The 22,177-nt window shown below is 68.9% G+C and carries 18 protein-coding genes and 1 tRNA gene; 16 read left to right on the top strand and 3 right to left on the bottom strand.

From position 1 onward, the window contains the following. Positions 1-2: 2 nt before the first annotated feature. On the bottom strand, positions 3-1,043 hold the full coding sequence (locus tag ACSYDW_RS00975; protein ID WP_438336833.1) for an endonuclease/exonuclease/phosphatase family protein: 1,041 nt from the start codon (positions 1,041-1,043) through the stop codon (positions 3-5). A gap of 393 nt (positions 1,044-1,436) precedes the next feature. Between ACSYDW_RS00975 and ileS the strand changes: the two genes are divergently transcribed. From ileS to ndk, 4 genes are all read left to right on the top strand, one after another. Next, a complete protein-coding gene (gene ileS, locus ACSYDW_RS00970; RefSeq protein ID WP_438336832.1) occupies positions 1,437-4,742 on the top strand; it encodes an isoleucine--tRNA ligase in 3,306 nt (1,101 codons plus the stop codon). After that, positions 4,739-6,100: a bifunctional folylpolyglutamate synthase/dihydrofolate synthase gene (locus tag ACSYDW_RS00965; protein WP_438336831.1), complete on the top strand. Its 1,362-nt coding sequence runs from the start codon at positions 4,739-4,741 to the stop codon at positions 6,098-6,100. Before ileS ends, ACSYDW_RS00965 begins: the two co-directional genes overlap by 4 nt. A 3-nt stretch (positions 6,101-6,103) precedes the next feature. After that, positions 6,104-6,547 (top strand): DUF4233 domain-containing protein, encoded by a 444-nt coding sequence (locus ACSYDW_RS00960; RefSeq protein ID WP_438336830.1) that lies wholly within the window; start codon positions 6,104-6,106, stop codon positions 6,545-6,547. Positions 6,548-6,616: 69 nt separating this feature from the next. Then, positions 6,617-7,033, top strand: a complete 417-nt coding sequence (gene ndk, locus ACSYDW_RS00955; RefSeq protein WP_438336829.1) for a nucleoside-diphosphate kinase — start codon at positions 6,617-6,619, stop codon at positions 7,031-7,033. Between the two features lie 103 nt (positions 7,034-7,136). Here ndk and ACSYDW_RS00950 read toward each other — a convergent pair whose 3' ends face one another. Both ACSYDW_RS00950 and ACSYDW_RS00945 read right to left on the bottom strand, forming a co-directional pair. Further along, complete coding sequence (locus ACSYDW_RS00950; protein ID WP_438336828.1) at positions 7,137-7,535, bottom strand: ribosomal maturation YjgA family protein; 399 nt, start codon at positions 7,533-7,535, stop codon at positions 7,137-7,139. Then, positions 7,528-8,163, bottom strand: coding sequence for a vitamin K epoxide reductase family protein (locus ACSYDW_RS00945; protein ID WP_438336827.1), 636 nt, complete (start codon positions 8,161-8,163; stop codon positions 7,528-7,530). The genes ACSYDW_RS00950 and ACSYDW_RS00945 overlap by 8 nt, the downstream gene beginning before the upstream one ends. 561 nt (positions 8,164-8,724) lie before the next feature. Here ACSYDW_RS00945 and ACSYDW_RS00940 point away from each other — a divergent pair. The 12 genes from ACSYDW_RS00940 to ACSYDW_RS00885 all read left to right on the top strand — a co-directional run bounded on the left by ACSYDW_RS00940 (position 8,725) and on the right by ACSYDW_RS00885 (position 22,175). After that, on the top strand, positions 8,725-12,183 hold the full coding sequence (locus ACSYDW_RS00940; RefSeq protein WP_438336826.1) for an Rne/Rng family ribonuclease: 3,459 nt from the start codon (positions 8,725-8,727) through the stop codon (positions 12,181-12,183). Between the two features lie 195 nt (positions 12,184-12,378). Next, positions 12,379-12,687 (top strand): 50S ribosomal protein L21, encoded by a 309-nt coding sequence (gene rplU / locus ACSYDW_RS00935; protein ID WP_438336825.1) that lies wholly within the window; start codon positions 12,379-12,381, stop codon positions 12,685-12,687. A gap of 48 nt (positions 12,688-12,735) precedes the next feature. Further along, positions 12,736-12,990: a 50S ribosomal protein L27 gene (rpmA, locus tag ACSYDW_RS00930; RefSeq protein WP_068737764.1), complete on the top strand. Its 255-nt coding sequence runs from the start codon at positions 12,736-12,738 to the stop codon at positions 12,988-12,990. A gap of 150 nt (positions 12,991-13,140) precedes the next feature. After that, positions 13,141-14,712, top strand: coding sequence for a GTPase ObgE (gene obgE / locus ACSYDW_RS00925; protein WP_438336824.1), 1,572 nt, complete (start codon positions 13,141-13,143; stop codon positions 14,710-14,712). A 9-nt stretch (positions 14,713-14,721) separates the two neighbouring features. Next, the gene (proB, locus tag ACSYDW_RS00920; RefSeq protein WP_438336823.1) at positions 14,722-15,861 is read left to right on the top strand and encodes a glutamate 5-kinase; all 1,140 of its coding nucleotides are present in this window, start codon (positions 14,722-14,724) and stop codon (positions 15,859-15,861) included. 99 nt (positions 15,862-15,960) lie between these two features. Then, the gene (locus tag ACSYDW_RS00915) at positions 15,961-17,289 is read left to right on the top strand and encodes a glutamate-5-semialdehyde dehydrogenase (protein ID WP_438336822.1); all 1,329 of its coding nucleotides are present in this window, start codon (positions 15,961-15,963) and stop codon (positions 17,287-17,289) included. 103 nt (positions 17,290-17,392) lie between these two features. Then, entirely contained in the window at positions 17,393-17,614 is a 222-nt protein-coding gene (locus ACSYDW_RS00910) for a hypothetical protein (protein ID WP_438336821.1), read from the top strand. Then, positions 17,607-18,245, top strand: a complete 639-nt coding sequence (nadD, locus tag ACSYDW_RS00905) for a nicotinate-nucleotide adenylyltransferase (RefSeq protein ID WP_438337313.1) — start codon at positions 17,607-17,609, stop codon at positions 18,243-18,245. Before ACSYDW_RS00910 ends, nadD begins: the two co-directional genes overlap by 8 nt. Positions 18,246-18,257: 12 nt before the next feature. Next, positions 18,258-20,171, top strand: coding sequence for a hypothetical protein (locus tag ACSYDW_RS00900; protein ID WP_438336820.1), 1,914 nt, complete (start codon positions 18,258-18,260; stop codon positions 20,169-20,171). 43 nt (positions 20,172-20,214) lie between these two features. Next, positions 20,215-20,628: a ribosome silencing factor gene (gene rsfS, locus ACSYDW_RS00895; RefSeq protein WP_438336819.1), complete on the top strand. Its 414-nt coding sequence runs from the start codon at positions 20,215-20,217 to the stop codon at positions 20,626-20,628. Between the two features lie 73 nt (positions 20,629-20,701). Then, a tRNA-Ala gene (locus ACSYDW_RS00890) sits at positions 20,702-20,774 on the top strand. Between the two features lie 126 nt (positions 20,775-20,900). Then, on the top strand, positions 20,901-22,175 hold the full coding sequence (locus tag ACSYDW_RS00885) for a serine hydrolase domain-containing protein (protein ID WP_438336818.1): 1,275 nt from the start codon (positions 20,901-20,903) through the stop codon (positions 22,173-22,175). Positions 22,176-22,177 lie beyond the last annotated feature (2 nt).

Here is a 22,177-nt window from a genome sequence, read left to right as displayed (position 1 = left end):
GGTCAGCCGACGTTCAGCGTCACCAGCACCGCCGCGTGGTCGCTGCCGGGGATCCGCAAGGTGGCGTATCCGCAGGTGGACACGTCGGAGGAGGTAAGCACGTGGTCGATCACGATGCCGGGGGAATACGCCCGGTCGCGCGGCCAGGTCGGCTGCAGGCGTGCCAAACCGCCCGTGGAGGCGTCGGCCAGCGGGGCGTCGGCATTGGAGCGCAGCAGGTCGCGGAACTCGCGGTGGTCGTAGGTCGCGTTGAAGTCCCCGGCCAGGATGCGGGTGCCGCCCGCGGCATTCACCGAGGCCAGTGCGCCGACGTCGTGGCGCCAGGAGTCGACGGCATCGGGCAGCGGGGGAAAGGTGTGCACATTGGTGATCTCCATGCGCCGTTCCCCGCCGTCCGGCCCGGGAACGGTGAACGCCGTGGTGGGGTTCCCGAACGCCATGGCAGCCACCCCGGGCACGTCGCGGACCGTGAGCGGGAACCGGGAGAAGGTCGCGGCCCCGGCGGCGCCGCCCTCGGGCACCTGGACCGTGTGCGGAAGCAGCTCGCCCAGCCCGGCCGCCTCCAGCGCCTCACCGAGCGCGGGTGTGAACTCCTGGAGGGCCAGCAGCTGCACCTTTTCGCGGCGGACCGTTTCGACGATGGCTGCCGCATCGGCCCGGCCAAGCCTGGCGTTGAGGCTCATCATGCGCAGCCCCGTGGCCGAACACTCACTGCCTGGAATGCTCTGTCCCGCAGGGGCTTCGGCGGGCCGGGGCGCAAACGGGGCCACGAGCAGCACCGCCAGGGCGATCGCGGCGCCGCCGGCCAGCGCGGCGGGGACCCAACGGCGCGCGAGCGCGAAGAGCAGCAGGGCCCCGAGTGCCGGGACGATGAAAAGCGGGGTCAGTGAGAGCAACTGCACCCACGGGGTGCCCACCGGCTGGCCGGCCAGCCGGAGCCCCAGCAGCAACAGCACCGGGACAAGCAGGACCCAGCCGGTTCCGGCGGCCAGGGTCCGGCGGCGGGGGCGGGAGATGGCGGGGGATGCGGAGCTCGGGGGCATCGGACAAGGATAGCGGGTGTTCCCGGGAGCCGGCCCGATGCGCCGACGGGCCCGGTGCGCACCCCCGGTCGGGGCGCGCCCGGGTTGGACCGCCCGCGGGTTGAAGTTTCGGCACCCCTGCGCGCTAGACTTGGTGCAACACGACGTCGACCCGGCCATCACCGGTGAGTCCCCGGAAGAACGGCTAACCCGCAACGCGCGGGGGACCCCAGTAGAACCGGGCGGGTAAGCCCGTCACAGCAGTCAATGAGCGGCCGGACCCGGCCCCGGGAGACCGGGCGGGGAGGGCAAGCGGGGTGGTACCGCGAGGCGCAGTGACCAATCACTGGGACTCGTCCCTGTGTTGGAGAAGCCCGGCGCGAACGTGCGCCACCGATCCCAGGACTGCCGCAGATGACCAGCTACCCCAAGGCCTCGACCGACCCGCATGGCGCGACGCCAGCCTCTCCCCGTTTCCCGGAGATCGAGGAGCGCGTCCTTTCCTACTGGAAGAACGACGGAACCTTCCAGGCCTCCATCGACGCCCGCGACGCCGGCATCGACGGCGCCAACGAGTTCGTCTTCTACGACGGCCCTCCCTTCGCCAACGGCCTGCCGCACTACGGCCACCTGCTCACCGGCTACGTCAAGGACCTTGTCGCCCGCTACCAGACCCAGCGCGGTTCCCGCGTGGAGCGCCGCTTCGGCTGGGACACCCACGGGTTGCCGGCCGAGCTCGAGGCCATGAAGCAGCTGGGCATGAACGACAAGGTGCAGATCGAGGCCATGGGCATCGACAAGTTCAACGACGCCTGCCGCACCTCCGTGATGAAGTACGCCGACGAGTGGCAGAGCTACGTCACCCGCCAGGCACGCTGGGTCGACTTCGAGAACGACTACAAGACGCTGAACGTCGAGTACATGGAATCGGTCATCTGGGCCTTCAAGCAGCTGCACGAGAAGGGCCTGACCTACCAGGGCTTCCGCGTGCTGCCGTACTGCTGGAAGGACGAGACTCCGCTGTCCAACCACGAGCTGCGCATGGACGACGACGTCTACAAGGACCGCCAGGACCAGACAGTCACCGTCTCCTTCCCGCTGCTGGCCGGCGAGTCGGAAATCTCCAAGGAGCTGGCGGGCGTGCAGGCGCTGGCCTGGACCACCACGCCGTGGACGCTGCCCACCAACATGGCCCTGGCCGTCGGCCCCGACGTTCTCTACGCGGTGCTGCCCGCCGGCGAAAACGGCGTGAAGGCATCGAACGCCACCGGCGACTTCATCCTCGCCGAGGACCTGGTCGGCGCCTACGCCAAGGACCTGGGCTACGCGGACGCCGCTGCGGCGCAGGCAGCCATCACCGCCCGCTACGCCGGCAAGGAACTCGCCGGCATCAGGTACGCGCCGCTCTGGGACACCTTCACCGACGTCGAGACGTACAACACCGCCAATGCGTGGCAGATCCTGCTCGCCGACTACGTGACAACCACCGACGGCACCGGCATCGTCCACCAGGCCCCGGCCTACGGCGAGGAGGACCAGAAGGTCTGCGAGGCCGCCGGCATCCCGGTGATCCTCTCCGTCGACGAGGGCGCCAGGTTCCTGCCGCTCTTCAAGGGCGGGGAGCTGGCGGAAATCGTCGGCGTCCAGGTGTTCGAGGCCAACAAGGCCATCACCAACCTGCTGAAGAACGACGCGCGCCTGATCAAGCAGGCCTCGTTCGAGCACTCCTACCCGCACTGCTGGCGCTGCCGCACCCCGCTGATCTACCGTGCGATCTCCTCCTGGTACGTCGAGGTCACCAAGATCAAGGACCGCATGCTGGAGCTGAACCAGCAGATCAACTGGATCCCGGAGAACGTGAAGGACGGCCAGTTCGGCAAGTGGCTGGAAAACGCCCGCGACTGGTCGATCTCCCGCAACCGCTACTGGGGTTCCCCGATCCCGGTGTGGGAATGCGACGGCGAGGAGTGCACGCACCGCGAGGTCTTCGGCTCGCTCGATGAGATCCAGGCGGCCTTCGGGCGCCTGCCGCGCAACCACGAGGGCGCCCCGGACCTGCACCGCCCGTTCATCGACGACCTGGTCAAGACACACGAGGGCTGCGCCGCGGACGGCACCATGCGCCGCGTCGAGGACGTGCTGGATGTCTGGTTCGACTCCGGCTCGATGCCCTACGCCCAAGCGCACTACCCGTTCGAGAACAAGGACTGGTTCGACACCCACCACCCGGCGGACTTCATCGTCGAGTACATCGGACAGACCCGCGGCTGGTTCTACACCATGCACATCCTCTCCACCGCGCTCTTCGACCGCCCCGCGTACAAGAACGTGATAAGCCACGGCATCGTGCTGGGCTCGGACGGGCAGAAGATGTCCAAGTCGCTGCGCAACTACCCGGACGTCAACGAGGTCCTCGACCGCGACGGCTCCGACGCCATGCGCTGGTTCCTGATGGCCTCCCCGATCCTGCGCGGCGGCAACCTGGTGGTCACCGAGGGCGGCATCCGCGACGGCGTGCGCCAGGTGCTGCTGCCCATGTGGAACGTCTGGCACTTCTTCTGCCTGTACACCAACGCCGCGAACCACGGCGCCGGCTACCAGGCGAAGCTCTCGTACTCCTCGACGGACCCGCTGGATGCGTACATGCTCGCCGCCACCGGCGACCTGGTCCGCGAGGTCACAGCGAAGCTCGACGCCTACGACATCTCCGAGGCCGCCGAGTCGATCCGCCAGTACATGGACACGCTGACCAACTGGTATGTGCGCCGGAGCCGCCAGCGCTTCTTCGACGAGGACACCAACGCGTTCGACACGCTCTACACCTGCCTGGAGACGCTGACCCGCGTGAGCGCCTCGCTGCTGCCGCTGGCCAGCGAGGAGATCTGGCGCGGGCTCACCGGCGGCCGCTCGGTGCACCTGGCCGAATGGCCCGACGCCGAGGCCTTCGGCCGCAACGACGAGCTTGTCGAAGCGATGGAGGCCACCCGCCGGATCGCCTCCGTCGGCTCCTCGCTGCGCAAGGCCGCGAACCTGCGCGTGCGCCTGCCGCTGGCCGGCATGACGGTTGCCGCACCGAACGCCGCGGCGCTCACCGGCACCTTCGCCACCATCATCGCCGACGAGCTGAACCTGCGCGGCGTCACGCTGATCGACGCCGCCGAGGCCAATGCCGCCGAGTACGGCATCAGCCAGCAGCTGGTGGTCAACGCCCGCGCGGCCGGCCCGCGCCTGGGCAAGAACGTGCAGGTGGCCATCAAGGGCGCCAAGTCCGGGGACTGGTCGGTGTCCGACGCCGGAACCGTCACCGCCGGCGGCCTGGACCTGGAACCGCACGAGTACACGCTGGAGACGGTCGTCGCTGCCACCGAGGGCGACGAGTCGATCGCCGCCGCGGTGCTGCCCGGCGGCGGGTTCCTGGTGCTCGACACCGAGGTCACCGCCGAGCTCGCCGCGGAGGGCATCGCGCGCGACATGGTCCGCGCCATCCAGTCCGCCCGCAAGGACGCCGACCTGCTGGTCGGGGACCGCATCCGCACCGAGATCACCGCCGACGCCGCGACCGTGGCGGCGCTGCACGCCAACGCCGAGCTCGTCAAGGGCGAGACCCTGAGCACCGGCCTGGTGCTGCACACCGCCGAGGACGGCGCCGCACCGGTCGTCCGTGTCGAAACAGTGGCCGCCGCAGAGGCCGCCGAGAAGGAAATGGGACCAACCACGTGAGCACCCACGACAAGTACTCCGTAGAGGGCGTCTACGCCGAACTGCTGGCGCGCGCGCCGGAGAACAAGATCGAGCCGCGCATGGAACCCATGCACCGCGCCATGGAGATCCTCGGCTCGCCCCAGCGGGCGTACCCGATCATCCACGTGACGGGCACCAACGGCAAGACCAGCACGGCCCGCATGATCGAGTCGCTGCTGCGCGCCCACGACCTGCGCACCGGCCGCTACTCCTCCCCGCACCTGGTCTCCGTGACCGAACGCATCGCGATCGACGGCGAACCCGTGGACGAGGAGACGTTCGTGCGCATCTGGCACGAGATCGCCCCCTACCTGCAGATCGTCGACGACGAGCTGGCGGCCCAGAGCGAGAACAGGATGACCTACTTCGAGGCCGTCACGGTGCTCGGCTTCGCGATCTTCGCCGACACCCCGGTGGACGTGGCGATCATCGAGGTGGGACTGGGCGGCATCACCGACGCCACCAACGTGGGCGACGGCCAGGTCTCGGTGGTCACCCCGATCTCGCTCGACCACACCGACCTGCTGGGCGACACCACCGAGCTGATCGCCACCGAGAAGGCCGGCATCATCAAGCCCGGCGGCTTCCTGGTCTCCGCGGCCCAGCCTGCCGACGCCGCCCAGGTGCTGCTGGAGCGGGCCCGCGAGCTGGGGGTCCCGTACCGTTTCGAGGGCATCGAGTTCGGCGTCGAGAACCGCATCGTCGCCGTCGGCGGCCAGCAGCTCGACCTGCGCGGCCTGGCCGGGAGCTACCCGGGGATCCTGCTGCCGCTGCACGGCGAGCACCAGGCGCAGAACGCCGCGGTGGCCCTCGCCGCCGTTGAGGCGTTCATCGGGGGAGGCGAAACGCAGCTGAACCACGACCTGGTCCTGGAGGGTTTCGGCGCCGCCACCAGCCCGGGCCGCCTCGAGGTCATCCGCACGGCCCCGAGCGTGCTGCTTGACGCCGGGCACAACCCGGACGGCATCCGCGCCTCGGCCCGCGCCGTGAAGGAGGCCTTCGGGTTCTCCAAGCTGGTGCTTGTCATTGGGATCCTCGCGGAGAAGGACGCCCCGGCGATGCTCGCCGAGCTGCGCGAGCAGTACATCGACCTGGTCGAGGACATCTGCATCACCCAGTCCAACTCCCCGCGCGCCATCCCCGCCGGGGAACTGGCGGCCATGGCACTGGAGGCCGGGTTCGACGAGGAGGACCTCTTCGTCACCGAGCGCCTCGACGACGCGCTGGAATGGGCCGTCGGGCGCGCGGAAGACTCCGAGGACTTCGGCGGCGGCGTGCTCGTCACCGGGTCCATCACGCTGATCGGGGAGACCCGGATGCTGATGGGGGGCAAGTAGGCGATGGCGCGCATGACCAAGGCGCAGCGCGAATGGCGCCCCGGGCAGCCGAAGAAGCCCCGCTCCACCCGTGTGATGTTCGCCTCAACGGTGCTCACGCTCGAGGCGTTCCTGGCGGTCTTCGTCGCCCTTGCCTACTCCGGGCTGAACCGCGACACCGTTTCGCCGGTGCTCGCGCTGGGCGCCGGCGTGGTGCTGGCGCTGGTGTGCATCTTCACCTGCGCCCTGCTGAAAAAACCGCTGGGATACGCGATCGGCTGGGGCCTGCAGGTGCTTTTCGTGCTGACCGGCTTCCTGATGACGGAGATGTTCGTGATCGGCCTGGCCTTCGCGGCGACCTGGTGGTACGCGCTGACCAAGGGCCGTTCGATGGACGTGGAGTCCGCGCGGCGCGCCAGGGAACAGGCCGCGTGGGACGCCGCGAACCCGGAACCCGGCGCCCCGTAGCCGGCGCGCAACCGTAGAATCAGTACCAAACACCGTTTTGAACCACTTACCCGTGACAGGAGCAGCTTCATGACCATTGAACGCACCCTCATCCTCATCAAGCCGGACGGCGTCAAGCGCGGCCTGACCGGCCAGGTCCTGGCCCGCATCGAAGCCAAGGGCTACGTGATCGCCGAACTCAAGCAGGTTGCAGCAACCCGCGAACTGCTCGAGGCGCACTACGAAGAGCACGTGGGCAAGCCGTTCTACGAGCCGCTCGTGGAGTTCATGCTCTCCGGCCCGGTCGTGGCGGTCATCGCCGAGGGCCACAACGTGATCACCGGCTTCCGTTCGCTGGCCGGCACCACCGACCCGACCACCGCCGCCCCGGGCACCATCCGCGGCGACCTGGGCCGCGACTGGGGCTTGAAGGTCCAGCAGAACCTTGTCCACGGTTCGGACTCGGTCGAATCCGCAGCCCGCGAGATCGGCATCTGGTTCGCCTAAGGCGCCCCGGCACGCGATACGCCACGGGCCCGGCACCTTCCCCCGTAGGGGAGTGGTGCCGGGCCCGTGGTGCATCCGGACGGATATCAACGGCGGGGCGGGATCACTGCCTGCCGGCGCGTACCGAGGCAACCAGCGAGTCGATGCCCAGCGCCAGCACCGCCCCGAGCGCGTACGCCGCGAGGTCCAGCGGGACGAAGGTGGAACCGAGCACCAGCCGGGCCGGCGGGAAGGCGGCGGAAAGTGCCGCAGGGAGGGGAGTGAGCTGCAGCAGCTCGATCGCCGTGCAGAACGCCAGGGTGATGGCCGCGGTCCGCCAGGGCGCCGCCCCCGGGCGCAGGAACACCAGCAGGACGTAGACCAGCACCGCGTAGAACACCCCGCCGGAGAGGTCCGCCACGGGTCCTGCGGCCAGGAAGCGCGCCGCCAGGCCCAACGCGATGACCGGCAGCACCAGCAGCGCCGCGGCGATCCGCCTCCGGCGCGCCCGCGGCTCAGCCACCGAAGAACGCCTGCGGGAAGCGAAGGACGACGCTGGCGGCCAGAAGCACCAGCAGCACGATGGTCATCACCCAGGTCCATTCGGCGAAGAACCGCCTGACCCCGGACGGCGCGGGGATGACCCCGTGCGCCACGTTGCGGGCCGTGGTGAACATGAACATCGGGATCATCATCGTCCACACCACCATGCAGTACAGGCACAGGGCGTTGATCTCGTACAGGGCCTGGGACCAGAGCCAGGTGATGAAGACCATCGCCAGCGTCACGCCCACCTGCAGCCCCACCCAGTACCAGCGGGCGAAGCGGGCCCCGGCCAGCAGTGCCATGCCGATGGTGATGACGATGCCGAAGCCCACGATGCCCAGGAACGGGTTCGGGAAGCCCAACAGCGCGGCCTGGGCGGACTTCATGACGGTGCCGCAGGAGACCCACGGGTTGATGTCGCAGCTTGTCACGTAGTCCGGGTTCTTGTAGAGGGCCACGCGCTCAAGGACCAGGATGCCGGAGGCGATCCAGGCGACGGCGCCGGTGATCACCAGGAAGAGGCCGAACGGTTTGGCCCGCCGCAGCGCCGGCAGCCCCGCCTCGTCGATGCCTGTCGAGTCCGCGTCGGCTCGGGACGTGCTCATCAATAACTCCCTTGGTTTCCCTGCAGTGGTTCGCACGGCGCCGGCAATGCGGTGCCGCTGCTTGAAGTCTAGTGTCCCGCGACCCGGCCGCGGGTCTCCCGGCGCGCCACGGACCACGCCCTGCCGCAGGTCACAGGGCAGGCGGCAGGTGCGGGGCGGGCACCGGGCGACATGCCGGGACGCGCCGAAACGTGCGGGTGGGTCGGCCGAACTTCCTTGGTGTGAGACAATTGCTGTGGTTGTTCGCGGATCCACAGTCTGCTTTCAACCCAACGACAGGCTTTCAAGCCCGATTGCGATGCATCTGCTGCGAAGAGACCGCCTATATGAAGGTCTTCAGCGAATACCGCGATACGGCCGCCGCAACAGAAAGCGGCTTGTTTGGAAAAGCGCCGTTGGTTCTGCCGGATGCCGCGCCCCACCATGGTTGGCGCACCCTGCAGGACGAGCACACGACTTCCGCTAGGACACGCGGCCACACCGGCCCGGTTACTGCGAACCTACCAAGGCTCGGCGAGCTATCTGTGGGAGCTGCCGATCCATGAGGAGCACTCTTTTAACATGGCTACAAAACGCGAAGATTCAAAAGCCGCAGGTCAGGCACCCCAGGGGCGGGGCCGAACCAGCCGCCCACGCAACGCCTCCAGCGAACCGAACGTCCCGGCGCGTCCCGTGCGCCGTGCGATGACGCTCGCCGAGCTCAACGACGCCGCTGCGGCACCCACCCGCAAGACCCGTGCCGCAGCCCCGGCGCGCACCGCCCCCGCACGCACGGCCCCGGCACGCCGCCGCCCCGCCGCCAAGAACGAGGCGCCGGTCGAGGCCGTCATCGAGGCACCGGCAGCCGCCCCCGCCGCCGAGGCCCCCGCTAAGAAGGCCCCGGCCAAGCGCGGCCCGCGCCGCGCCACCTCCGCCGTGACCAGCCCCGGCACCGCTGCCGCCGGAACCACCGAACCGGCCCCCGTCGCGGCATCCGCCGCCGAGCCGGTCGCCGACACCCCGGCGCCGGTCCAGGAGCAGGCAGAAGCCAAGAGCGAGACCAAGACCGAGGCGAAGGCCCCTGCCAAGCGCCCGGCACGCTCGCGTTCCCGCCGCGCCTCGGCGCCCGCCGGCGACTCCGCAGGCACCCCGGCGAAGGAAGCGGCAGCGGCCGAGGTCGCGGTCGTCGAAACCGTCGAAGCACCGGCTGCCGAAGAATCGGTCGTAGAAACCCCTGCCGCCGAAACCCCCGTCGTTGAGGCGCCGGCCGTTGAGACGCCGGCCGGGGAAACCGCCGAGGTTGCTGCCGAGGCGCCCGCCAAGCAGTCCCGCAAGCGCCCGACCCGTTCCTCCCGCTCGACCAAGTCCGCAGCCCCGGCCGAAACCGCCGAGGAAGCCGCACCGGCCCCCGCCGCCGAGAGCATCGTCGAGGCCGTCGCCGCCGAGGCCATGGCCAGCACCGAATCCGCCGGCATCACCGATCCGTTCGCGATCCCGGAGATGGCGCTCTCCGTGCTGTTCCAGGCCCCCGACCTTTCCGCGGTGGCCCCAGCCGCCGAGGACGACGAGGACGAGGATGCCGCCGCCAGCCGCCGCAACCGCCGTTCGCGTTCCCGTGCCCGCACCGAGGGCGAGGCCTCCGAGGACGCCGAGTCCGACGAGGACGATGCGGACGGCGATGCAGTGGTTTCCCGCCGTCGCCGTCGCCGCCGCCGCGGCGATGCCGACCTGGAGCTGGCCGGCGGCGAGCAGGACGACCCGCCGAACACGGTGACCCGTGTGCGCGCACCGCGCACCTCCCTGGATTCGGTCATGTCCAACAAGGTCATGTCCGTCAAGGGCTCGACCCGCCTCGAGGCCAAGCGCCAGCGCCGCCGCGATTCCCGTGAGTCCGGCCGCCGCCGCCAGGTGATCACCGAGGCCGAGTTCCTCGCACGCCGCGAATCCGTCGACCGCCAGATGATCGTGCGCCAGCGCGAGGACCGCATCCAGATCGGCGTCCTGGAGGACGGCATCCTGGCCGAGCACTTCGTCTCGAAGACCCAGCAGGACTCGCTGATCGGCAATGTCTACATCGGCAAGGTGCAAAACGTGCTTCCGTCCATGGAAGCGGCCTTCGTCGACATCGGACGCGGACGCAACGCCGTGCTCTACGCCGGCGAGGTCAACTGGGACGTCGCGGGCCTTGACGGCCAGCCGCGCCGCATCGAGCACGCGCTGAAGTCCGGTGACACCGTGCTCGTGCAGGTCACCAAGGACCCGGTGGGACACAAGGGTGCCCGCCTGACCAGCCAGATCTCGCTGCCGGGCCGCTACCTGGTCTACGTGCCGGGTGGCTCGATGACCGGCATCTCCCGCAAGCTCCCGGACGTTGAGCGCAACCGGCTGAAGAAGATCCTCAAGGACCACCTGCCGGAGAACGCCGGCGTGATCGTGCGCACCGCGGCCGAGGGTGCCTCCGAGGAAGAGTTGATGAACGACATCAACCGCCTGCGCGCCCAGTGGGAAGGCATCGAGGCCGCCTCGACGTCGACCAAGACGCTGGCCCCGGAACTGCTCTACGGCGAACCGGACCTGACCATCAAGGTCGTCCGCGACGTGTTCAACGAGGACTTCACCAAGCTGATCGTCTCCGGCAACGAGGCGTGGGACACCATCGAGGCCTACGTGACCTACGTGGCCCCGGACCTGATCTCGCGCCTGGAGAAGTGGGAGAACAACGAAGACATCTTCAGCAGCTTCCGCATCGACGAGCAGATCCACAAGGCGCTGGACCGCAAGGTCTTCCTGCCTTCGGGCGGCTCGCTGGTCATCGACCGCACCGAAGCCATGACCGTTGTCGACGTCAACACCGGCAAGTTCACCGGCTCCGGCGGAAACCTCGAGGAAACCGTCACCAAGAACAACCTGGAGGCGGCCGAGGAGGTCGTGCGCCAGCTGCGCCTGCGCGACATCGGCGGCATCATCGTCATCGACTTCATCGACATGGTGCTCGAGTCCAACCGCGACCTGGTGCTCCGCCGCCTGGTCGAGTGCCTGGGCCGCGACCGGACCAAGCACCAGGTTGCCGAGGTCACCTCGCTGGGACTGGTGCAGATGACGCGCAAGCGCATGGGCACCGGGTTGCTGGAGGTCTTCGGTGAGAACTGCGAGGCCTGCAACGGCCGCGGCGTGATCACCCACGACGAGCCCGTCGAGCACCGGCGCGCCTTCAACTCCGCCGGGGAGCCGCACGCGGCCTCCACCCGCACCCAGGAGAAGCCGTCGCGGGCCGAGCGCCGCCGCCGCAACCGTGCCTCGGAAGAGCCGGCTGCCCCGGAGCAAGCCGTCGAGGCCGCCGGCGAGACGCACGCCGCGGAACCCGTGGCCGACGAGGCCAAGGCGACAGCTGCACGCACCGCCTTCGCGAACATCGCCGCAGCCGCCCATGCCGCGCACGAGCACGAGGATGCCGCGGCCCAGGCCGCAGGCGCCACGCTGACCGTGGGCGGGGAGCAGGTCCTCGTGCCCAACGCACGACGCCGCCGCGCCGGTTCCGAGGCTTCGGCCCCGGAACTGACCCTGGAGAACCTCGAGGCAGCGCTTCCGGACAACTCCCCGGAGGTGCAGTCCCACGACGCGGGCGGCACTGACGAGGCGCAGGGCACCCGTGCCCCGCGCAGCCGCAGCCGCCGCAAGGCCCGCTCCAAGGCCCCGGCCCCGGCGCAGGCCCAGGAAGAGGCTGCCGAGCCGTCTGCACCCGTGATCTCGGGCGTGGCAGGCCAGGCTTCCGCCGCGGCACCTTCGGAGACGAAGGCCGCAGTGGCAACCACCAAGACTTCGGGCATCGAGCCGGTGGCGCGCGCCAAGCGCAGCCGCCGCGCCACGAGCCCGCAGGGCGGGTCCGACGCCGCAGTTTCTGTGGCATCGGACACGCTTGCAACACCGGGTTCCGCCCATGTTGCTTCGCTGGCAGGCATCCAGAAGGCCCCGCAGCCCCTGAACGACGCGAATGCGCCGATCATGCTGGGTGTCGGGGTGCCGGTCAACGAGTTGAAATAATTGGGTCTTGACGACTTGTTGGGGTAAGTTGTATTTGCCCCGACAGCGCTTTCTAGCGTAGTCTGGATCCTCGGTGCGAACGCCAGCTATCGGATTCTTCCGCTCGGCGTGCCAGCACAGCGCAATCCTCGTAAGTATTTGAGGTAGTGATGCGCAGCAAGACATATTGAACGTCGAGTAGAAGTGAGTACCCACGTGGTGTACGCAATTGTCCGCGCTGGCGGCCGCCAGGAAAAGGTTTCTGTTGGAGACCTCGTTACCCTTGACCGCCTGAAGGCTGCCCCAGGCGCCTCCATCGAACTCCCGGCATTGCTGCTGGTAGACGGCGAGAAGGTAACTTCGGCAGCCGACGACCTGGCCAAGGTTAAGGTGACCGCTGAGGTCGTTGAGAACCTTCGTGGCCAGAAGATTGTCATCCAGAAGTACAAGAACAAGACCGGTTACAAGAAGCGCCAGGGTTTCCGCGCTTCGCTGACCAAGGTCAAGGTCACCTCGATCGCTTAATTGCGGTTGATTCCAAGAATTCTCATTACCTGAAGGTAGGCATATTCAATGGCACATAAGAAGGGCGCGAGCTCCACTCGCAACGGTCGCGATTCCAACGCCCAGTACCTCGGCGTCAAGCGCTTCGGTGGTCAGGTCGTTTCGGCCGGCGAAATCATCGTTCGCCAGCGTGGCACCCACTTCCACCCGGGCGCCGGCGTTGGACGTGGCAAGGACGACACCTTGTTCGCACTGCAGGCCGGGGCCGTCGAATTCGGCACCCGTCGCGGCCGTCGCGTCGTGAACATCGTTATCGCTGACTAATTAGCGCATAACCGCATTCATTACACATGGGAGGGTGGGCCGCACGGCTCACCCTCCTTGTGCATTTGTTCGAAAAACCACTGTCCGTTCGATCGCTACAATAAAGACCGAACGAGACAATCCACCCCTTTTTGCTAGGAGCTTTCAACCGTGGCAGCCTTCATCGACCGAGTGGTCCTCCATGTCTCCGGTGGTACCGGTGGGCACGGCTGTGTCTCCATCAAGCGCGAAAAGTTCAAGCCCCTCGGCGGCCCCGACGGGGCAAGCGGCGGCAACGGCGGCGACGTGATCCTTCGCGTCGACTCGCAGACCACCACGCTGCTGTCCTACCACCACTCGCCGCACCGCCACGCCGGCAACGGCGAGGGCGGCAAGGGCGACCTGCGCCCGGGCAAGAACGGCGAATCCCTCATCCTTCCGGTGCCCGAGGGCACCGTGGTCAAGAACCGAGCCGGCGACATCCTCGCCGACCTCATCGGCGAAGGCACCGAATACATTGCCGCGGCCGGCGGCCTGGGTGGGCTGGGCAATGCCGGGCTCTCCAGCCAGAAGCGCAAGGCGCCCGGCTTCGCGCTGCTGGGCATTCCCGGTGACGAAGCCGAAATCATCCTCGAGCTGAAGTCCGTTGCCGACGTCGCCCTGGTCGGCTACCCCTCGGCCGGTAAGTCCTCGCTGATCGCTGCGCTGTCCGCCGCCCGCCCGAAGATCGCCGACTACCCGTTCACCACCCTGGTCCCGAACCTCGGTGTGGTGGAAGCCGGCGACGTCCGCTACACCGTTGCCGACGTGCCGGGCCTGATCCCCGGGGCCTCGCAGGGCAAGGGCCTGGGCCACGAGTTCCTGCGCCACGTCGAGCGCTGCGCCGCACTGGTGCACGTGTTGGACTGCGGCACGCTGGAAGCCGACCGCGATCCGGTCACCGACCTGGACATCATCCAGGCCGAACTCGATGCCTACGAGACCGACTCCTCCTTCGCCGGCGCCGACGGCCAGATCATCCCGCTGAACGAGCGCCCGCGACTGATCGCCCTGAACAAGGTCGACATGCCCGACGGCCGCGACATGGCCGAGTTCGTGCGCCCGGAACTGGAAAAGCGTGGCTACCGCGTCTTCGAGGTTTCCGCGATGAGCCGCGAGGGCCTGCGCGACCTGTCCTTCGCCATGGCCGAACTGGTTTCGGAGGCGCGCGCCAAGCTCGAGGCCGCCCCGCTGGCCGTTCCGGTCGAGGTGGTTCGCCCGCGCGGCGTCAGGAACAGCGGCGCCGGCTTCGTTATCCGCAAGGAAGAGCGCAACCTCGAACCGCTCTACCGCGTTATCGGCGAGAAGCCCGAGCGCTGGATCAAGCAGACCGACTTCCGCAACGACGAGGCCGTCGGCTACCTGGCCGACCGCCTGGCCAAGCTCGGGGTTGAAACCGAACTGTTCAAGAAGGGTGCCCGCCCGGGCGACGCCGTGGTCATCGGCTCCGAGGCCGACGCCGTCGTCTTCGACTGGGAGCCGACAATGGCCGCCGGTGCCGAACTCCTCGGCTCGCGCCGTGGCCAGGACGTGCGACTTGAGGAATACGGCGCCCGCCCGTCCCGCGGCGAGAAGAAGGCCATCCACTCGGACCGCAAGGATGCCAAGGCGGCCGCCCGTGCCGAGCTCGAGGCCGAGCGCAAGGCCGGCATCTGGACCGAGTCGGTGAACTACAAGCACCAAGAACCCAAAAAGGGGGAGTAGGAAACCACCGTGCGCGCCACCAACCACCCTTCGGGCATTGACGAACGCCAGGACCTGCCGCGCGCCTCGCGCATCGTGGTCAAGGTCGGTTCTTCGTCGCTGACCACGCTCAACGGCGGGATCTCCGAGGAAGCACTCTCCAACCTCGTGGACCGGCTCTCGGCGGTCAGCACGGCCGGGACGCAACTGATCCTCGTGTCCTCCGGCGCCATCGCCGCCGGCCTGGCGCCCCTGAACCTGGGGCGCCGGCCGCGCGACCTTGCCACGCAGCAGGCCGCAGCCTCCGTGGGGCAGGGACTGTTGATGGCCAAGTACACCCAGGCGTTCGCCGCCCACGGGGTCACGGTGGGGCAGGTGTTGCTCACGGCCGATGACCTGATCCGCCGCCAGCAGTATGCCAACGCGTTCCGCGCGTTGAACCGGCTGCTGGCCCTGGGAGTGGTGCCGATCGTGAACGAGAACGACACCGTGGCGACGCACGAGATCCGCTTCGGCGACAACGACCGGCTGGCGGCCCTCGTGGCGCACCTTGTCAAGGCCGACGCCCTGCTGCTGCTCTCGGACGTCGACGCGGTCTACGACGCCCCTCCGAACGACGGCGGGGTGCGGATCGCCCGCGTGGACAGCAACGCCGACCTGGAGGCAGTGAGCATCGGCTCCACCGGTGGCGCGGGCCTGGGCACCGGCGGCATGGCCACCAAGGTCGAGGCCGCCACCATGAGCGCGGAATCCGGCATCCCGGCCCTTGTCACCTCCACCGCCAACGCCGCAGCGGCGCTGGCGGGGCAGGACGTGGGAACCTGGTTCTCGGCCCGCGGCGGACGCCGTTCGACACGCATGCTCTGGCTGGCCCACCTGGCCGCCACGCAGGGCCGGCTGTTGCTTGACGCGGGAGCCGTCAGGGCCGTGGCCTCCGGGGTGGCCTCGCTGCTTCCCGCGGGCATCACCGGCCTGCACGGCTCCTTCGAGGCCGGCGACGCCGTGGAGATCTCCGATGCCCAAGGTACGGTCATCGCCCGCGGCCTGGTGAACTACTCCTCGGAGGAACTGCCGCAGATGCTCGGGCGCTCCACGCACGAGCTGGCCCAGGACCTCGGCACCCAGTACGAGCGTGCCGTGGTGCACGTGGACGACCTGGTCGTCGTCTAGCACCCCGACCCCTGGCACCGCTTCGCGGTGCACCAAGCGGCCGGGCCCGCCCTTGACACAAAGGGCGGGCCCGGCCGCTTCGTGCGTAGACTGATATGCATGAGCCAGATTGCCAATGCACCCCTGAACACCAGCGACGCTACAGCCGAGGCCGCAGTGTCCGGCGGCCCGCTGGATGCCGTCGCCGCGGTGGCCGCCATGGCCGACCGCGCCCGCACCGCATCGCGCGTGCTGGCCCGCGCCGACCGGAACTGGAAGGACCGCGCGCTGGAGGCGATCGCGGCATCGCTGGACGCGAAGCGCGCACGCATCATCGCCGCAAACGCGAAGGACCTCGAGGCCGGCCGCGCCAACGGCACCTCCGATGCCATGCTGGACCGCCTCAGGCTTGACGACAAGCGCGTCGACGGGCTCATCGCGGCGCTGCGCGAACTGGCCGGGCTGCCGGACCCGGTGGGCACCGTGCTGCGCGGGCAGACCCTGCCCAACGGCCTGCGCCTGCGCCAGGTGCACGTGCCCATGGGCGTCATCGGCGCCATCTACGAGGCCCGCCCGAATGTCACCGTTGACATCGCCGGCCTGGCGCTCAAAAGCGGCAATGCCGTGCTGCTGCGCGGCGGAACCGCCGCCGCCGAGTCGAACCGCGCCCTGCTGGTGCTGATCCGCGACGCCCTGGAATCGGTGGGCCTGCCCGCCGACGTCGTCGCCTCGGTCGACGCCTACGGGCGCGACGGGGCCGACGCGATGATGGGTGCCCGCGGCAAGATCGACGTGCTGATCCCGCGCGGGGGCCGCGAGCTGATCCAGCGCGTGGTGACCACCGCCAGCGTCCCGGTCATCGAGACCGGCGAGGGAAACGTGCACATCTACCTTGACGAGTCGGCCGACGCCGCGATGGCGGTGCCGATCCTGCTCAACGCCAAGACCCAGCGCCCCTCGGTCTGCAACACCGTGGAGACGCTGCTGGTGAACGCCAACGCGGGTGCCGCCGGGGAGGTCCTTGCCGCGCTGGCCAAGGCCGGGGTGCGCCTGCACGTCGACGAACGGGCCGCCGCGCTGGCCGGGTCCACCCCGACGATCCCCGCCGTGGACGCGGACTGGGACACCGAGTACATGGACCTGGACCTGGCCGTCGCCGTCGTCGACGACCTCGACGGTGCCATTGGCCACATTCGCCGGCACACCACCGGGCACACCGAGGCGATCCTGACGAACAACCTGGCCCACGCCGAGCGCTTCATCGCCGAGGTCGATTCGGCCGCGGTCATCGTCAACGCCTCCACCCGCTTCACGGACGGCGGGCAGCTGGGCCTCGGTGCGGAGGTCGGGATCTCGACGCAGAAGATGCACGCGCGCGGTCCGATGGGCCTGCGCGAACTGACAACCACCAAGTGGATTGTCCAAGGTGATGGGCATGTTCGTTCGTAGCCACGCGCCAAGGTGGGTACGATAGAAGACAACGAGACAAATAGTTAGAACACCGTGCCGCGGGTTCGCATCGAATCCGCGGCACACAACATCCTGGAGAAACATGTTTACCCAGTCCCTGAATGCGGCCGTCCTTGCCTCCGAATCGGCCGAGGGCATCCCGACCGAGACGATGGCCCTGATCATCGGCGGCGGCATCTTCCTGGTCTTCATGCTGATGCTGCTGGTCACCATGTCCTACACCAACGTCGGCAACCGCCACGAGGTCAAGGCGGAGGCCGAGGACACCCACCGCCAGCACGCCAACAAGCACGGCCATCACTAGCCGACTCGAGGCCGAACGCACGGACCGCCCATTTCGCCTCGGCGTCATGGGCGGCACGTTCGATCCGATCCACCACGGCCACTTGGTCGCGGCCAGCGAGGTCGCCTCGGTGTTCGACCTTGACGAAGTCGTGTTCGTGCCCACCGGCACACCGTGGCAGAAGTCGGACCGCGAGGTTGCGGAGGCGGAACACCGTTACCTGATGACGGTCATCGCCACGGCCGCAAACCCGCGTTTCACCGTCAGCCGGGTGGACATCGACCGCCCGGGTCCGACCTACACGATCGACACGCTGCGCGACCTGCGGGCCCAGCGTCCGGACGCGGAGCTGTTCTTCATCACCGGCGCGGACGCCATGGCGAAGATCCTCAGCTGGAAGGACGCCGAGGAACTCTGGACGCTCGCGCACTTCGTCGGGGTGACGCGGCCGGGCCACGAGCTTCCGGTCCTGGACCGGAACGACATCTCCCTCATGGAGGTGCCGGCCATGGCGATCTCGTCGACGGATTGCCGCGAACGCGTGCGTACGCACCATCCGGTGTGGTACTTGGTGCCGGACGGCGTGGTCCAGTACATCGGCAAGTACAAGCTTTACAACGATAAGAACTACGCAGTAGACGGCCACAAGTAGGACGGCCGGGAAATGGACAAGATGAGCGACGAGACCGGGCCCGCGCTCAGCAGGCGAGCCCTGCGTGAGCAGCGCCGTGCCGAGGCCGAAGCCCAGCTTGCCCTCCAGGCGGAAGGCAAGGAGGCGAAGGCCGCCGAACCGATCGGGAAACCGGTCGTCGTCAAGCCTTCGTCTTCCGCGCCAGCCGCCAAGCCGCGTGCGGGCCGCGCCGTGGACGCCGCCCCCGTGGCAGCTCCCGCGGCCCCTGCTCGTCCCGCGGAGCCTGCCCGTCCCGGGGCTTCGGTGCAGGCCCCGTCACAGGCGCCCAAGTCGGCTCCGAAGCCCGTCGCGGAGACCAAGGACCAGCCAGCCACGGCTGCGGCACCCTCGAAGCCCGAAGTAGCGAAACCCGAAGCCGCTAAGCCCGCTCCCGTCAAGGACGTACCGGCGAAGGTCGTGCCGTCAAAGTCGGAAACGGCGAAACCGGAAGCTGCGAAGTCCGCTCCGGCCATCGATGCGGCCCCCGCTGCGGTGCCGGCCAAGCCGGTGGCCGCCAAGTCGGAACCGGTCAAGCCCGTTCCCGCACCGGTCAAGCCTGTGCCCGCCCCGGAGGCCCCCGCCCCCGTGGCGACCGGCAATGCGGAACCGGCACGCAGCCGCCGGGCCACCGGGGGAGAAGTCGACGCGCTGCCGCAGCGCGCCTCCCTGCAGCGGGCACGCGACCGCGAGGCCCTGCGCACCCGGCGCCGGCTGGAGCAGGAAGTCTCCGAACTCTCAGCCAAGGATCCTTCTCCGGGGGACGACCCGGCCCCGCTGACCCGCAAGCAACTGCGCCTGCAGGCCCTGGGCGCGGCAGCGGGATCCACCCTGGTCGAGGACAAGGCGCCGGAGGTCGGCAACACGCCGGAACCCGAGGCTCCGGCCGCTGCACCGGCCCCCGCCCAAGCACACCCTTCCAAGCCCGAAGCGCCCAAGGCGGCGGCCGGGAAGCCCGCTGCGGCAAAGCCCGAAGCATCGCAAAAGCCTGTGCCGGCCGAGCCCGCCAAGACCGAGCAAGCCAAGGCGGAGCCGGCCAAGCCCGTGGCGGCGAAGCCTGCGGCACCCAAGCCGGCAGCACCCGCGGCGCAGATGAGCGTCGAGGACGCCCTGGCCCTGCGCCGCCGCTCCGGCGGAGCCGCGCCCATCGACCCCTCGCTGGCCCAAGCGCCGGAGGACCTCGGCGACGTGGACCTGGAGGTCCTGGCCCAGCAGCGCGAACTCGCTGCACGCGCGGCAATCATCAGCCGCCGCGCCGCCGAACGCCAGCGCCTCGAGGAATCCAACTCGCAGCGCGCCGGGCAGCGGCGCTCGGACCCGTTCACCGGGTCCATGAACATGCTGCGCGACGAGGACATCGAAAAGAAGCTCGTCAACACCGGGATCTCGGGTCCCGTCACGCGCGGCTTCCACATCTCGATGACGGACCAGGGGACCATCGTCGATGCCCCTGCCGCATCGTCGGCACCAACCAAGACTTCGGCCCCGGGTGCGCCAGCGCCCGCGGCCAAACCTGCTGAAAAGCCTGCGGCTGCTACTCCGGCCCAGGCAGCTTCCCGCGAGTCCAAGTCGCAGGGAGCAAACCCCGCTGCTGCAGCAGCACCGGCAGGTGCGGCGCCCTCCCGGGCCGCCGCACCTGCCTGGCCGATGGCCGCGGGCACTCCCGCGCCGGAGGCACGGGCAACACCCAAGGCCACGCCGCTGGCGGATGCCCACGGCACCGTCGACGTCGAGCCGACCGTCTCCCACCCCCCGGTGCGTGCCGTCCGCGCGCAGGGACTGGAGCCGCTTGATGCGCAGACCGCCGGGATGCGCCGTGCCAACAACATGTACCTGATGGTCATCGCGGCATTGTCCGTTGGAGGTGCGGCGCTCGTTGCCGGCCTCATCATGATCCTCAACTCGAACTAGCCGACCCCACCCGGGTCGCACCCGACCACTCAAGGAGAATCCCATGAGCGCCCACGAACATTCCCTCAACCTGGTGAAGGCCGCAGCCCTCGCCGCCGCCGACAAGCTTGCCGAGAACCTCGTCGCCCTCGACGTCTCGGAGCGCCTCGGTGTCACCGACGCCTTCCTGATCGCCTCGGCCGCCTCCGAGCGCCAGGTCAACTCGATCGTCGACGAGATCGAGGACAAGCTCGACGAGCTCTTCGACATCCGCCCGGTCCGCCGCGAAGGCCGCGGCACCGGCCGCTGGGTCCTGCTCGACTACTCGGACGTCGTCATCCACGTCCAGCACAACGAGGACCGTGTCTTCTACGCCCTGGAGCGCCTCTGGGGCGACTGCCCGGTCATCGAGCTGCCGACCTCCGGCGAGCCGGCAACCGACATGTCGCACGTCGAAACCCTGCCGGACGTCCTGTAGGGCCACCCGATTTGCGCCGCGGTCCAACCGTGGCCTATGATGGATGAGTTGCCCGCGAGGGTGGCTCCCATTCGGGGGTATGGCGCAGTTGGTAGCGCGTCTGCATGGCATGCAGAAGGTCAGGGGTTCGAATCCCCTTACCTCCACCGAATGAAAACCCGCCGGATCATTGAGATCCGGCGGGTTTTTCGTGTGCACCCCGGCGTCGGCTTGCTATCATGTGAGCGAATCCGCGTTCCAGGCAGCGGCAGGCCGGACCCCAGGGGCAACTCATGAACAACAAGTCCACGATCGCGGTCTTCGCACTGGGTGCGGTTCTTGCCGTGTCGGGCTGCGCTCCCGGCGGGAGTGCCGGAACCGCGGGTTCCGAAACCGCCTCGCCCACCGGGGTCGCACCGGTCAACGGCCCGGCGCAGGTTCCTGACTACGCGCAGGTGCTGCAGGAACGCATCCCCGAGGTCATGAAGGCCAACGCCGTTCCCGGGGCCACGGTGCTCATCAAGTCGCCCACTCGGGGAGACTGGTCGGGAAGCTTCGGAACGGCCGAGCTCGGTGGGCAGGTGCCGATGAAGCTGGAAGACGTCTTCCGGATCGGCAGCAACACCAAGACCATGACCGCGACGGTCATCCTGCAGCTTGTCCAGGAGGGCAAGCTCGGGCTCCAGGACCCGATCGCGAAGTTCCGGCCCGATGTCCCCAACGGGGAGAACATCACCATCGCCCAGCTGGCGGAGATGCGCAGCGGGCTCTTCAGCTACACCTTCGACGAGGGATTCAACGCGACGCTCGACAGGGAGCCGCAGAAGGCCTGGACGCCGGATGAGCTGCTGGCGATCGACTTCAAGCACCCGTCGAACGCCGAACCCGGCACGGAGTACGAGTACAGCAACACGAACATCGTGCTGCTGGGGGTCGTGATCGAACAGCTCACCGGGATGAGTGCCTCCGAGGTGTTCCGGGAGAGGATCTTCGAGCCGCTCGGCCTCACGCACACCTCGCTCCCGGCAAACACGGAATCGACCCTGCCGGAGCCCCATGCCCGGGGCTACCAATTCGGAACGAACGAAGAGACCGTCGACTCCTATGCCGTCCCGGCCGCCGACCTTCCGGCGGCGCTGGACGGGACGCTCAAGCCGCTGGAATTCACCGACGCAAACCCGTCCTGGGCATGGACCGCCGGGGGTGCCATCTCCACGGCCGAGGAACTCGCCGTCTACGCCAAGGCGCTGGTGGAGGGCGGCCTGCTGGATACGGCGACCCAGAAAGCCCGCCTCGAGAGCATCCGGCCCACGGTCGAGGGCCAGGATGGCGGGGTCGGGTACGGCCTCGGCATCGCCCGGTTCGCCCCCGGAATCCTCGGCCACGACGGGCAGCTGCCCGGGTACTCCTCGTTCATGGCCCACCACCAGAACACCGGCGACACGATCATCATCGCCGTGAACCTCTCCGCCTCCCCGGTGAACGGCGAGAATGCGGCAGTCTTGGTGGCCAAGGGCATCATCGCCGCGCTCTACGGAGCCTCGGAGGCCACCGCGACCTCCGGGTAGCA

The organism is Paeniglutamicibacter selenitireducens, assembly GCF_051550675.1.
GTDB lineage: Bacteria > Actinomycetota > Actinomycetes > Actinomycetales > Micrococcaceae > Paeniglutamicibacter.
This window is presented reverse-complemented; position numbering and strand designations above follow the sequence as displayed.

Coding starts and splice junctions, on each gene's coding strand:
- ACSYDW_RS00975 (WP_438336833.1), bottom strand. CDS start 1,043: ATGCCCCCGAGCTCCGCATCCCCCGCCATCTCCCGCCCCCGCCGCCGG.
- ileS (WP_438336832.1), top strand. CDS start 1,437: ATGACCAGCTACCCCAAGGCCTCGACCGACCCGCATGGCGCGACGCCA.
- ACSYDW_RS00960 (WP_438336830.1), top strand. CDS start 6,104: ATGGCGCGCATGACCAAGGCGCAGCGCGAATGGCGCCCCGGGCAGCCG.
- ndk (WP_438336829.1), top strand. CDS start 6,617: ATGACCATTGAACGCACCCTCATCCTCATCAAGCCGGACGGCGTCAAG.
- ACSYDW_RS00945 (WP_438336827.1), bottom strand. CDS start 8,163: ATGAGCACGTCCCGAGCCGACGCGGACTCGACAGGCATCGACGAGGCG.
- ACSYDW_RS00940 (WP_438336826.1), top strand. CDS start 8,725: ATGGCTACAAAACGCGAAGATTCAAAAGCCGCAGGTCAGGCACCCCAG.
- rpmA (WP_068737764.1), top strand. CDS start 12,736: ATGGCACATAAGAAGGGCGCGAGCTCCACTCGCAACGGTCGCGATTCC.
- ACSYDW_RS00915 (WP_438336822.1), top strand. CDS start 15,961: ATGAGCCAGATTGCCAATGCACCCCTGAACACCAGCGACGCTACAGCC.
- ACSYDW_RS00910 (WP_438336821.1), top strand. CDS start 17,393: ATGTTTACCCAGTCCCTGAATGCGGCCGTCCTTGCCTCCGAATCGGCC.
- ACSYDW_RS00900 (WP_438336820.1), top strand. CDS start 18,258: ATGGACAAGATGAGCGACGAGACCGGGCCCGCGCTCAGCAGGCGAGCC.
- rsfS (WP_438336819.1), top strand. CDS start 20,215: ATGAGCGCCCACGAACATTCCCTCAACCTGGTGAAGGCCGCAGCCCTC.
- ACSYDW_RS00885 (WP_438336818.1), top strand. CDS start 20,901: ATGAACAACAAGTCCACGATCGCGGTCTTCGCACTGGGTGCGGTTCTT.